The sequence below is a fragment of the Streptomyces sp. NPDC059564 genome (assembly GCF_042735575.1).
Taxonomy (GTDB): Bacteria; Actinomycetota; Actinomycetes; order Streptomycetales; family Streptomycetaceae; genus Streptomyces.
Genome location: NZ_JBHWBP010000227.1, coordinates 1 through 12,561, shown reverse-complemented (window position 1 = coordinate 12,561; position 12,561 = coordinate 1). Strand labels below are relative to the sequence as shown.

General features: G+C 74.4%; 11 protein-coding genes and 1 pseudogene. 8 read left to right on the top strand and 4 right to left on the bottom strand.

The window, feature by feature from the left end; all coding sequences use genetic code 11:
• The 5 genes from ACFV0Q_RS28895 to ACFV0Q_RS28875 all read left to right on the top strand — a co-directional run.
• Nucleotides 1-642 (top strand): response regulator (locus ACFV0Q_RS28895; protein ID WP_385009298.1); only part of this gene is annotated, 642 nt, incomplete at its 5' end.
• Nucleotides 643-704: 62 nt separating this feature from the next.
• Nucleotides 705-2,153 (top strand): peptidoglycan D,D-transpeptidase FtsI family protein, encoded by a 1,449-nt coding sequence (locus ACFV0Q_RS28890; RefSeq protein WP_385009297.1) that lies wholly within the window; start codon nt 705-707, stop codon nt 2,151-2,153.
• A 64-nt stretch (nt 2,154-2,217) separates the two neighbouring features.
• Entirely contained in the window at nt 2,218-2,709 is a 492-nt protein-coding gene (locus ACFV0Q_RS28885) for a GNAT family N-acetyltransferase (RefSeq protein ID WP_385009296.1), read from the top strand.
• Between the two features lie 88 nt (nt 2,710-2,797).
• Entirely contained in the window at nt 2,798-3,505 is a 708-nt protein-coding gene (locus ACFV0Q_RS28880) for a DsbA family oxidoreductase (RefSeq protein ID WP_385009295.1), read from the top strand.
• 132 nt (nt 3,506-3,637) lie between these two features.
• Entirely contained in the window at nt 3,638-4,696 is a 1,059-nt protein-coding gene (locus ACFV0Q_RS28875; protein ID WP_385009294.1) for an aminotransferase class V-fold PLP-dependent enzyme, read from the top strand.
• Between the two features lie 177 nt (nt 4,697-4,873).
• Here ACFV0Q_RS28875 and ACFV0Q_RS28870 read toward each other — a convergent pair whose 3' ends face one another.
• Nucleotides 4,874-5,944 (bottom strand): aminotransferase class V-fold PLP-dependent enzyme, encoded by a 1,071-nt coding sequence (locus ACFV0Q_RS28870; protein WP_385009293.1) that lies wholly within the window; start codon nt 5,942-5,944, stop codon nt 4,874-4,876.
• Nucleotides 5,945-6,008: 64 nt separating this feature from the next.
• On the opposite strand from ACFV0Q_RS28870, the gene ACFV0Q_RS28865 reads away from it, so the two are divergent.
• Nucleotides 6,009-7,103: an amidohydrolase family protein gene (locus ACFV0Q_RS28865; protein ID WP_385009292.1), complete on the top strand. Its 1,095-nt coding sequence runs from the start codon at nt 6,009-6,011 to the stop codon at nt 7,101-7,103.
• A gap of 276 nt (nt 7,104-7,379) precedes the next feature.
• Nucleotides 7,380-8,303: an SCO1860 family LAETG-anchored protein gene (locus tag ACFV0Q_RS28860; protein ID WP_385009291.1), complete on the top strand. Its 924-nt coding sequence runs from the start codon at nt 7,380-7,382 to the stop codon at nt 8,301-8,303.
• 14 nt (nt 8,304-8,317) lie between these two features.
• On the opposite strand, the gene ACFV0Q_RS28855 is transcribed toward ACFV0Q_RS28860, so the two are convergent.
• Both ACFV0Q_RS28855 and cobC read right to left on the bottom strand, forming a co-directional pair.
• Nucleotides 8,318-9,562 (bottom strand): CapA family protein, encoded by a 1,245-nt coding sequence (locus ACFV0Q_RS28855; protein WP_385009290.1) that lies wholly within the window; start codon nt 9,560-9,562, stop codon nt 8,318-8,320.
• A 98-nt stretch (nt 9,563-9,660) separates the two neighbouring features.
• Nucleotides 9,661-11,106, bottom strand: coding sequence for an Rv2231c family pyridoxal phosphate-dependent protein CobC (gene cobC, locus ACFV0Q_RS28850; RefSeq protein ID WP_385009289.1), 1,446 nt, complete (start codon nt 11,104-11,106; stop codon nt 9,661-9,663).
• A gap of 92 nt (nt 11,107-11,198) precedes the next feature.
• Here cobC and ACFV0Q_RS28845 point away from each other — a divergent pair, with 92 nt between their 5' ends.
• Nucleotides 11,199-11,930, top strand: a complete 732-nt coding sequence (locus ACFV0Q_RS28845; protein WP_385009288.1) for a ZIP family metal transporter — start codon at nt 11,199-11,201, stop codon at nt 11,928-11,930.
• A gap of 2 nt (nt 11,931-11,932) precedes the next feature.
• On the opposite strand, the pseudogene ACFV0Q_RS28840 reads toward ACFV0Q_RS28845, so the two are convergent.
• Nucleotides 11,933-12,544 (bottom strand): annotated as a pseudogene (locus ACFV0Q_RS28840) (cobyrinic acid a,c-diamide synthase); the annotation flags it as partial.
• Nucleotides 12,545-12,561: the final 17 nt, after the last annotated feature.

Here is a 12,561-nt window from a genome sequence, read left to right as displayed (position 1 = left end):
GTCGTCGCCGACGACGAGCGGATGGTCCGTACCGCCCTGCGGGTCATCCTCGACGCCGAGCCCGATATGGAGGTCGTGGGGGAGGCCGCCACCGGCGCCGAGGCCGTCCCGCTGGTCCGCTCGCTGGCGCCCGACGTGGTGCTCATGGACGTCCGGATGCCGGAGATCGACGGCATCCGGGCCACCGAGCAGATCCTCGCGACCATGCCCGAGCCGCCCCGGATCGTGGTCGTCACCACCTTCGAGAACGACGCCTACGTGTACGACGCGCTGCGCGCGGGCGCCAGCGGGTTCCTCCTCAAGAGGGCCGAGCCCGACGAGCTGATCGGCGCGGTCCGCCTCGTCGCCCGCGGGGACTCGCTGCTCTTCCCGGCCGCCGTCCGCTCCCTGGCCGCCGCGCACACGGCGGGACGGGGGCCCGCCGCCCCGCCCTGGGCGTCCCGGCTCACGGACCGCGAGGCCGACGTCCTGCGCCTGATGGCCGCTGGACTGTCGAACCAGGAGATCAGCGAGCACCTGGGCGTCGGCCCGCAGACCGTCAAGACGCATGTGGCGGCCGTCCTCGCCAAGACCGGCTCCCGTGACCGCACCCAGGCGGTCATCGCCGCCTACGAGGGGGGCTTCATCATGAGGAAAAGCTGAGAACTCCGCCACAATCGGGGCAGAGCGGAACGCCTGGGGCCGCCCGCGCGTCCTTCCGGGGGATGAACAAGACGATCAGGCGTGCGTCGGTCTTCTGTCTGCTTCTGGTGCTGGCCCTTTTGGTGCGGGTCACCTGGGTGCAGGCATACCAAGGCCAGGCCCTCGCAGACGACAAGAACAACCGGCGCAACCTCATCGGGCAGTACGAGAACCCGTTGGGGAACATCATCGTGGGCGGGGAGGCGATCACCGGCTCCACGAAGACGGGCGGCAAGGACTTCGGGTACAAGCGGACGTACCTCGACGGCCCGCTCTACGCGCCGATCACCGGCTACAGCTCCCAGGCCTACGGGACGACCCTGCTGGAGGGCGTCTACAAGAACATCCTCAACGGCTCCGACAGCCGCCTCAAGACGATGATGGACGTCCTCACCAACAAGCGCGCCGATCCGGGCAACGTCCTGACGACCATCGACAAGGACGTCCAGAAGGCGGCCTACGACGGCCTCCAGGGCAAGCAGGGCGCGGCCGTGGCCATCGACCCGGCGACCGGCGAGATCCTCGCCGTGGTGAACAACCCCTCGTACGATCCGGGCCGCATCACGGGCGCCACCGACAATGCGGCCTGGGCGGAGCTGTCCGCCGACCAGGGCAAGGCCATGGAGAACGTGGCGCTGCGCAAGCCGCAGGCCCCCGGCTCCACCTTCAAGCTGGTCACCCTGGCCGCGGCGATCGAGAACGGGCTGGTCACCAGCATCGACACGCCGACCGGCATCGCGGCCCCGTACACGATCCCGGGCACCCGGACGAACCTGCCCAGCGAGGCGGGCGACGCGGCCTGCAACAACGTCTCGGCCCGCACCGCCCTCAAACTGTCCTGCAACAACGTCTTCGCGGAGCTGGCCTCCAAGCTCGGCCAGGACAAGATGCGTGCGATGGCCGAGAAGCTCGGGTTCAACGTCCAGATCGACACCCCGGTCCGCACCAACCCGCCGAGCAAGTACCCGTCGAAGAAGATGTCCGTCGACCAGGTCGCGCAGACGGGTATCGGCCAGTTCGACGTGCAGGCCACCCCGCTCCAGATGGCCATGGTGACCGCCGCGATCGAGAACGGCGGCAAGCTCGTCGCCCCGCACATGGTCTCCGAGGTGACCGACGCGGACGGCAACGTGCTGGAGAGCTTCAAGGACCCGAAGGCGGACCAGGTCATGAACGCGAAGACCGCCTCGATGCTCCAGGACGCCATGCGCACGGTCGCTGCCGAGGGCGGCGGCAAGCCCGCCCAGGTGGCGGGCGCCGAGGTGGGCGGCAAGACGGGCACCGCCCAGCGCGGCGTGGGCAACAACATCCCGCCGCTCGCCTGGTTCACCTCGTACGGCAAGGCGGGCGGCAAGCAGATCGCCGTCGCCGTGATGATCGAGAACTCGGACACCGACCGCTCCGAGATCGGCGGCGGCAGGCTGGCCGCGCCGATCGCCCAGAAGATGATGGCGGCCTGGCTGAAGAAGTAGCCGCCGCCCGTGCGGGGGCCGCGCGCCGGGAACCCAACGGGGTTCCCGGCGCGTTCTCCCTCCCATGATCCGGACCGCGCTCCCCGCCGACGTCGCCGCCATCGCCGCCCTGCACACCCGGGCGCGCGCCACCTACTACCGGGGTCGCGTCCCCGAGCAGGCCTACAGCGGTGAAGCCGAGCTGGCGCGGACCCGCGAGGGCTGGTCCCGGGCCGTGGGCCGGGACCGGGCACAGGGCCGGGTCTTCTGCGCGGAGCGGGACGGCACGGTCACCGGGGAGGCAGCTTTCCTCACCGCCGACGGCGAGACCACCCTCACCCAGCTGCACGTCGACCCCGACCACTGGGGCAGCGGCACCGGCGCCGCCCTGCACGCCGCCTGTCTCGTCGCCTGGCGCCGCGCCGGGATCGAGCGAGTCCGCCTGGAGGTCTACGCCCACAACCTGCGCGCCCAGGCCTTCTACGCGGCCCACGGCTGGCGCCCCGACCCGGCCGACGCCGCCTCCGGCACCCACCGCACGCTCTGGCTGGAGGTGGCCAGCGCGTCCGGGGAATGAGACGGGAGAGGGATTGGTTGAAGCAAAAACCGTTTCATCCCCCGTTTCATCTGTTCCATCCCCTCAGAACCCGGAGAGAAGAAGGATCATGCGCGTCGAGATCTGGAGCGACATCGCCTGCCCCTGGTGCTACATCGGCAAGGCCCGTTTCACCAAGGGGCTGGCCGCGTTCGCGCACCGCGACGAGGTGGAGGTCGTCTTCCGGTCCTTCGAACTCGACCCGAACGGAGCCAAGGGCGTCACCGCCCCCGTCCTGGAGATGCTCGCCCGCAAGTACGGCCGCACCCTGGACGAGGCGCGCGGCATGGAGGAGCACGTCGCGGCGAGCGCCCGCGCCGAGGGGCTGACGTACCGGACCGAGGGCCGGGACCACGGCAACACCTTCGACATCCACCGCCTGCTGCACCTGGCCGCCGCCCGCGGCCGCCAGGAGGAGCTGCTCGACCTCGCCTACCGGGCCAACTTCGCCGAGGAGCGGTCGGTCTTCGACCCCGAGGTGCTGGTCGAGCTCGCCGTCGAGGCCGGGCTGGACGGGGCGGAGGCCCGCGCGGTCCTCGCCGACGACTCCGCCTACGCCGACGAGGTACGGGCCGACGAGCGCGAGGCGGCCGAACTGGGTGCCAACGCCGTGCCGTTCTTCGTCCTCGACCGCCGCTACGGCATCTCCGGCGGCCAGCCCGCCGAGGTCTTCACCCAGGCGCTGGAGCAGGCCTGGGCCGGCCGCGAGCCGGTCCGGCAGGACGAGGCCGCCGAGGTCTGCGAGCCGGGCGGGGCCTGCGCCGTTCCCCAGGCCTGAGCCGCCCGGGGGAGGGGCGGCCGTACCCCTTCGGGGTCGGGCGCCCCTCCCCAGCCCCATAAGACATCCTTGGGGCTTACGTGCATATAAAGACAATGGACTTTGGGTAGCTCCTGGCGCAGAGTTGACGCCATGGATCTCCCACTCTCCGACCTGTGCCGCGCCGAGTTCGCGCACACCACCACCTTCCTCAACACGGCCACCAGCGGGATCCTCCCGCGTGCCGCCGTGGCCGAGGTGCGCGCGCTGGCCGAGGCCTCCGGGGCCGGACTGCCCGCCGGATTCGGCGACTTCGACCGCGTGAACCGGGTCCGGGCCGCCTTCGCCCGCCTGGTCGGGGTCGACGCCGGGCGGGTGGCCGTCGGCTCGTCCGTCGCCGCGCACGTGGGTCTGGTGTCGGCCTCGCTGCCGGCCGGCTGCGAAGTCCTCGTCCCCGAGGGCGACTTCGCCTCCGTCATGAACCCCTTCGTGGTGCGCGGCGACCTCAAGGTCCGCTTCGCCCCGCTGGAGTCCCTCGCCGAAGCCGTGGACGCGGGCACCACGCTGGTCGCGCTGAGCGCCGTACAGTCCGCCGACGGGCGCACCGCCGACCTCGCCGCCGTCCGCGCGGCCGCCGCCGCGCACGGGGCGCGGGTGCTCGTCGACGCGACCCATGCCGCAGGGTGGCTGCCCTTCGACGCCTCGCCCTACGCGTACACGGTCACCGCCGGGTACAAGTGGCTGCTCGGCGGCCGCGGAGCCTCGTACCTCACGGTCTCCGAGGAGGCCCAGAGCGGGCTGGTCCCGCTGCACGCCGGCTGGGTGGCGGCGGAGTCGATGTGGGACGCCACCTACGGCCCGATGCGCCAACTCGCCTCGGACGCGCGCCGGTTCGACGAGTCCCCGGCCTTCCTCCCCTACCACGCCGCCGAGCCCTCGCTCGCCCTGCTGGAGCGGGTCGGCATCGAGGCCGTGCACGCGCACGACACCGCCCTCGCGGCCCGCTACCGGGCCGGACTCGCCCGCCTCGGCCACGAAGCCGTGCCGGGCGGGGCCCCCATCGTCTCCGTTCCGGGCCTCGCCGACCGCGAGCCCGCGCTCCTCGAAGCGGGGATCGTCACGGCCGTCCGCGCCGGCGCGCTCCGGGCTTCCTTCCACCTCTACAACACGGAGGCGGACGTCGACCGCCTGCTCAACGCCCTCGAAGGCTGACGGATCACCGCCGGGCGGCCGGGCCGCCACCGGGCATCCGCCCCGGCATCCGCGCCCCGGCATCCGCGCCCCGGCATCCGCGCCCCGGCATCCGCGCCCCGGTGTCCGGGCCGCGGGCCGGTCGCCGGGCGACGGAGTCGCCACAGGGCGTCCCGGCGTCCGGCGGCCCTGCCGGGGCTAGCTCCAGGCCGCCGAAGCCGCCGCCAGGGCCGGGGCCGGGTCGGCGGACAGGGCCGCGGCCAGGGCGCGCAGGGCGGAGGCCACCGCCTCCGGGGTGGCCGCCGGGCCGTAGTGGTTGACCCGGACCATCTCCCCGGCCAGCGCACCGCCGCCCGCCGCGAGCGGAGCCGCCGGGTCCGCCGACAGGGCCTTCCCCACCACCAGCGCGGCGTCCGCGACGCGCAGCGTGGTCGCCACCGGCGCCGCCTGCGCCGGGTCCCCGACCCACGGGGCGACGCCCAGCGCGGCCGCCCCAGCCCGGGTGGCCCGGGCGGCGGACGCGTGCCGCCGCAGCACCGCCGCCGAGCCCTCGGCCGCGATCCGGTCCAGGCAGGCCTCCAGTCCCAGCATCTCCAGCTGCGCGGGCGCGTGCGGCAGCGCCTTGCGCCCGCCGTCGATCCAGCGCTCCTTCCAGTCCAGGAGGGAGAGGTACGAGCGCCGCGGAGCCGCCGGGTTCGCGGCGAACCGCTCCCACGCACCGTCCGAGACCGACACCGCCGAGACCCCCGCCGGACCGCCCATCGCCTTCTGGGCGCCGATCACGCACAGGTCCACGCCCCACGCGTCCGGCAGCAGCGGCTCCGCGCCCACCGAAGCCACCGCGTCCAGCATGAACAGCGCCCCGTGGGCCCGTACCGCCTCGCCGATCTCCGCGACCGGGTTCGTGTTGCCGGTGGCCGCCTCGGCGTGCACCAGCGAGACGAAGTCGATCTCCGGACGCGCGGCCAGGGCCCGGGCCACCTGCTCGCCGGTCACCGCCGTGTCGAAGGGCACCGCCAGGTCCACCACGTTCGCCCCGGCGTCGCGCAGCCAGTTGCCGAACGTGGTCCCGTACGGCCCGGTCACGACGTTCAGCGCCGTCGACCCCGGCCGCGCCCCCGAGCGGATGCAGCCCTCCAGCGGCAGCAGCGCCTCGCCCTGGGTGATCACCACGTCGTGCCGGGTGCCGAGCAGCGCCGCGACCCCCCGCTCGATCGACGCGAAGTGCCCGGCGCTGAGCGGCGGAAGGTCCAGGAGGGGGTGGGTCACGGCGGTGCTCTCTTCGTCCGGGGTTACCGGGTGAGCGTACCCAGCACGCGCGTAGGGTGCCGACATGAGTGATCAGAGCGGTGTGCTCCATGTGAAGGGACGGGTGCTCGTCGGGCCCCACGAGGCGCGCGACGAGCTGTGGATCGTCGGCGGGCGGATCTCCTACGAGCGGCCGCGCGCCGCCCGCGAGATCACCACCGTCACCGGCTGGGCGCTGCCCGGGCTGGTCGACGCGCACTGCCACGTGGGCCTGGACGCCCACGGCCCGGTCGACGCGCAGACCGCCGAGGCGCAGGCCCTGACCGACCGGGACGCGGGCACCCTCCTCATCCGTGACGCGGGATCCCCTTCCGACACCCGCTGGATCGACGACCGCGCCGACCTCCCCAAGATCATCCGCGCGGGCCGGCACATCGCCCGGACCCGGCGCTACATCCGCAACTACGCCCACGAGATCGAGCCCGCCGACCTGGTCGCGTACGTCGCCCGGGAGGCGCGGCGCGGCGACGGCTGGGTGAAGCTGGTCGGCGACTGGATCGACCGCGACGCCGGCGACCTGACGGCCTGCTGGCCGCGTGCCGAGGTCGAGGCGGCCATCGCCGAGGCGCACCGGCTCGGCGCCCGCGTCACCGCGCACTGCTTCGCCGAGGACGCGCTGCGCGACCTCGTCGAGGCGGGCATCGACTGCGTCGAGCACGCCACCGGGCTCACCGAGGACACCATCCCGCTGTTCGCGGAACGCGGGGTGGCGATCGTGCCGACCCTGGTCAACATCGCGACGTTCCCGAAGCTGGCGGCGGGCGGCGACGCGAAGTTCCCCCGCTGGTCGGCGCACATGCGGCGGCTCCACGAGCGGCGGTACGACACGGTGCGGGCCGCCTGGGACGCGGGCGTCCCCGTGTACGTCGGCACGGACGCGGGGGGTTCCCTGCCGCACGGCCTGGTCGCCGCCGAGGTCGCGGAACTCGTCAAGGCCGGGATCCCGCCGCTGGACGCCCTCTCGGCGACGGCCTGGGCGGCCCGCGAGTGGCTCGGCCGGCCCGGCCTGACCGAAGGCGCCCCGGCCGACCTCGTGGTGTACGCCGCCGACCCCCGTACCGACGTACGGGCCCTGGCGCGGCCGGAGCGGGTGATCGTGAACGGCGAGGTCCGCGCCTAGGCGTCGGGTTGACGGGGCGGCGTGACGTTGGTGGCGCGGCCGTCGTTAGAAGTGCCCGGTCGGGGGCCGGGGATGAGGTGGGGGAGTGTTCGCGGGGCGCATGGTGCGCAGCAAATCGAATACGTGCATGGAAACCACCCTTTGGGGTGAACTCACGTCAGGTGGCCGCCCGTTCACTCACAGTGCGTAAAGATTTCGAGCGTCGAAGCCGTCGGCGCTCGCGATGTCCCCCATTGGCCGCGCGACGGCACCCATCTCCCCGGGGGTTCCACCATCTTGAACAGCAACACCTTCCGCATGCCCGCGGCCGTTCTGCTCGCCACGGGGGCGGTGGCCCTGCTCGCCGCGCCGCCCGCCCTCGCCACGGGCGCCGCCGGCGGCGCGAGTGAGGGCAGCTCCGGAGCCGTCGTCCTGCGGGCCGGACTGGACGTGCGCCTGCTCAACAAGGCCGTGCACGTACCGCTGAAGACCACCCTCAACGAGGTCAGTGCCCCCGAGGCCGCCGAGAAGACCGCCCTCACCGTCACCCTCGACGGTGCCGAGCAGGGCCGGCCCGTGAACGTGCTGACGGCCGACGTCGCCACGGCCAAGGCCACCGCCGACAAGAACCGCGCCGAAGCGGAGGCCAACCTCGCCCACGCCAAGGTGCACGTCCCCGGGCTGCCGGCGCTCTCCCTCATCGAGGTGGAGAAGGTCACCTCCAAGGCCGTCTGCGAGGCGGGCAAGAAGCCGGTCGCCGACGCGAACGTGCTCGGATCCGTCACCGCGCTGGGCAAGAAGGTCACCCTGACGGCGGGCGGCCCCACCCGGATCGACGTCCCGGGCGTCGGCTTCGTCAGCCTGGAACTGTCCGGTACGCAGACCACCACGACCGCCGCCGCCGCGGCCGCGCTCCGGCTGAAGGTGTCGGTGAACCCGCTGAACCTGAACGTCGCCGAGGTGGAGGGCGAGGTCGTGCTCGCCGAGGCGCACTGCGAGACCCCGAAGGGACCCGCGCCCTCGACCGGCCCCTCGGCGAAGCCCGACGTCAAGCCGCAGACCGCGACGAAGACGGGGACCGGGACCGCCGCCACCCAGGCCAACCTGGCGGAGACGGGGGCCGGTTCGGTGACCCCGTACGTCGCGGGCGGCGCGCTGCTGCTGCTCGCCATCGGCGGGGGCGCCCTCCTCGTCACCCGGCGCGGGCGGGCCTCCTCGTAGGCCCCGCCGTCCCCTCAGCGGGTCGCGCGCTCCAGGCCCTGCGTGGTCGCGCCCCGGGACGTCACGGCGGCGGTGACCTCCTCGTCGGCCCGGCCGTACGCGGTGCGCCGGGCCGCCGGGAGGGCGGTGTCCCCGGCCGCGCAGGAGGCGCAGACCACGCGGAAGGGCGGCCCCATGTCCGCGTACTGCGTGAGGTACTCGGCCTTCACCACCGACCAGCGGCCCGGGTGCGCGGTGTCCGGGGCGAAGGTGAAGCGGGGGATCGAGGACATGTTGCCGCGCGCCTTGCCGGCCTCGTAGAAGCTGGCCACCTGGTCGCCCATGCCGAAGACCACCCAGGTGCCGTTGATCTTCTCGTAGGGCTGCGGCACGTGGTTGTGCGTGCCGAGGATCAGGTCGATGTCGGGGAGCCCGTCGGCGGAGCGGGAGGCGGTCAGCGCCTGGGCCAGCTCGAGCTGCTGCTGGTCGGGGGCCGTCTGCCACTCGGTGCCCCAGTGGATGCTGAGGACGACGACGTGCGCGCCCGCGGCGCGGGCCGCGCGGGCGTCGTCGATGATGCGCCGCTGGTCGATCAGGTTCACGGCCCAGGGCTTGTCGGCGGGCAGCGGTATGCCGTTCGTCCCGTACGTGTAGTCCAGCTGGGCGACCTTCGCGCCGCCCGCGCCGTCCGCGCCGCCCGCCGTGAGGACGGCCGGGGCCCTGGCCTCGTCGGCGCCGCGGGCCGATCCGACGTGCTTGACGCCGACGCGGTCGAGGTGGTCGAGGGTCCGGACGAGGCCGTCGTAGCCGTCGTCGAGGGTGTGGTTCGAGGCGGTGGAGCAGCTGTCGTACCCGGCGTCCCGCAGGGCGTCGGCCAGCTGGTGCGGGGCCTTGAAGGTGGGGTACCCGGTGTAGGGGCCGCCGGGCCGTCCGTACGGTATCTCGTGGTGGCATATCGCCAGGTCGGCGGCGGAGACGAGGGGTTTCACGCCGGCGAGTATCTGCCGGAAGTCGTACGCGCCGGGCTTGCCGCCGGCGTCGTCCGCGGAGCGCTGGACGATGGAGGGGTACGGGATGATGTCGCCGGTCGCCACGAGGGTGAACGGACGCCCCCGGGGCGCCGGGTCGGGGGCGGAACGGTCGGGCGCGGGCCCGAGCCGCTGCTCCGTGGCGGGGGCGCCGCCGCCGTGCCCGTCGAGGACCCGGGGCACGGCGTACACCCCACCCCCGACCACCACCAGCCCGGCGACCGCCACCCCTATCCGTGCCCCTGCCTTCACGAACCGCCCCTGCCGTAGCGCCGATGCCCCGCGCGGCCATCGTAGGTTCCCCCCGCCCGCCCCGCCCCCGGAACGGGGCGCGGCGCCGAGGGGGCGGGTTACCGGGCGGCCAGCGTGAGGGCGTGGTCCAGGGCCTGGAGGAGGCGGCCCGTCGTGGGGCGGTCGCGGACCGCCAGGCGGAGCCAGGTGGCGTCGAGGCCCGGGAAGGTGTCCCCGCGGCGGACCGCGAAGCCGAGGGCGCGCAGGCGGGTGCGGACCTCCATCGCCCCCGCGACGCGGATCAGGACGAACGGCCCCTCCGCGACCCCCGCCACCGAGACCTCCTCGAACTCCGCGAGCCCCGCCAGCAGGTGCTCCCGGTCCACCGCGATCCGCCGGGCCGCCGCCTCCGCCTCGGCCAGCGCCGCCGGAGCCACGCAGGCCTCCGCCGCCACCAGCGCCGGGGTCGACACCGGCCACAGCGGCTGCGCCGCCGCCAGCTTCGTGATCACCTCGGGCTCCGCCAGGACGTACCCGATCCGCAGCCCCGCCAGCCCCCAGGTCTTCGTCAGGCTGCGCAGGACCACCAGCCCCGGTACGTCGGTCCGCCCGGCCAGGGCCTCCCGCTCGCCCGGGACGGCGTCCATGAACGCCTCGTCGACCACCAGGATCCGCCCCGGCCGCGCCAGCGCCGCCAGCACCCCGGCCGGGTGCAGCACCGAGGTGGGGTTGGTCGGGTTCCCGACGATCACCAGGTCGGCGTCCTCCGGCACCGCCGCCGGGTCCAGCCGGAACCCGTCCGCCGCCCGCAGCACCACCCGCTCCACCCGGTGCCCGGCATCCCGCAGCGCCGCCTCCGGCTCCGTGAACTGCGGGTGCACCACGACCGGCCGTACGGCGCCCAGCGCCCGCGCGATCAGTACGAACGCCTCCGCCGCCCCCGCCGTCAGCAGCACCCGCTCGACCGGCAGCCCGTGCCGCGCCGCCACCGCCGCCCGCGCGGCCCGCCCGTCCGGGTAGGCCGCCAGGGAGCCGAGGCTGTCCGCGATCCGCCGCTTGAGCCACTCCGGCGGGGTGTCCGCCCGTACGTTCACCGCGAGGTCCACCAGCGCGCCGCCCGCGTCCACCACCTCCGCGTCCCCGTGGTGGCGCAGGTCGTGTTCCTCGGCGGTGGCCACCGCGCAGGTCGCCGCCACCGACCGCCGCTTGGGCACGAGGAGTTCCCCGCCGCCCGCCAGCGCCGCCGCCTCCGCCACCGACGCGGTCCCGGCGGCCTCGCGGACGGTGCCCGAGGGATGCGGTACGGAGATCCGGGCCAGCTCCTCGGCCGGATAGCCGACCAACGGCACGCCGAAACGTTCCGCCGCCCCCACGATCCCCGCCTCCATCGTCTTCGACTCCACCGTCGCCAGTGCCGTCACCGCCCCGGTGGCCAGTCCGGCCCCCCGCAGCGTCTCCTCGACCAGCGCACAGACCTCCGCCACGGAAACCCCCGCCCGTCCGCCGACCCCGACCACCAGCCGCGTCACGTACTCGCCCACCGGGGTCCTCCCCTCCGTAGTCACTTGCGTCAGTCTGCCGTCGTCGTCAACACGGCGTGCCCCGCCACCCGCACGCGGAAGTGCGCGCCCGGCCGCCAGTCGGTATTCAGGGGCACATGGCCGTGATCGTGGCGTTGGGCGCGTTCCTGATGACGCTGGCGGGCGGATGGACGGCGCAGCGCGTCACCGACCGCCGCCACCTCGTGCTGGGCCTGGCCGGCGGGCTGATGCTCGGCGTGGTCGGCCTGGACCTGCTCCCCGAGGCGATGCGCGCCGCCGGCGACGAGGTCTTCGGCGTCCCGCTCGCCCTGCTGCTCTTCGTCGGCGGCTTCCTCGTGGCCCACGTCGCGGAACGGCTGCTCGCGGTGCGCCAGGCCGCGCACGGCGCGGAGAACGGGCACGGCGCCCGTGCCCCCCGGGTCGGGCTCGCGGCGGCCGCCGCGATGGTCGGCCACAGCCTCGCCGACGGGGTGGCGCTGGGCGCCGCCTTCCAGGTCGGCGGGGGGATGGGCGTCGCCGTGGCGCTGGCCGTGGTCACCCACGACTTCGCCGACGGGTTCAACACGTACACCCTCACCACCCTGTACGGGAACGAGCGCCGCAGGGCCCTGAAGATGCTGTACGCGGACGCGGTGGCACCCGTCGTGGGCGCCGCGTCCACCCTGCTGTTCACCCTTCCGGAGGAACCCCTCGGGGCCTACCTCGGATTCTTCGGCGGCGTCCTGCTGTACCTGGCGGCCGCCGAGATCCTGCCCGAGGCGCACCACGAACACCCCGCCCTCTCCACGCTGATGTGCACGGTGGGCGGGGTGGCGGGGATCTGGCTCGTGGTCGGGCTCGCGGACTGACCTCACCGGTGCGCGGCCGCGGCTCGCGCGAAACGGCGGGCCACGGACGGCTCCGCCGCCCAGTGCGTGTGCAGGTAGCTGGCGTGCACGCCCCCCTGGACGAAGCCCTCGACGCGCCGCTCCGGATGCGTGAACCCCCAGGCCGGCGCGGAGCCGGCGCCCGGCTCGATCACCGTCCGGTGGAACTCGTGGCCGCGCAGCCGGGTCCCGTTGGCGGCGAGCGAGCTGTCCGAGACCGCCACCGCCTCCCGGTAGCCGAGCGTGAGCCGCTCCGACATCCGCGCGTCGGCGTCGAGCACCCCGCACATCGGCTTGCCGTCCAGGGAACGGGCCAGGTACAGCAGCCCGGCGCATTCGGCCGCCACCGGGGCGCCGGCCGCGGCGAAGGCGGCCACCGCCGCGCGCAGCGGCTCGTTCGCGGACAGTTCGGGCGCGTACATCTCCGGGAACCCGCCGCCGATCACCAGGCCGGTGGTTCCGTCCGGCAGCGCCTCGTCCCGGAGCGGGTCGAAGGTGACGACCTCCGCGCCGGCGGCGGTGAGCAGCTCCGCGTGCTCGGCGTACGAGAACGTGAACGCCGGTCCGCCCGCGACGGCGATGACAGGTCCCCCACCCCGCCCCATACCCTAAC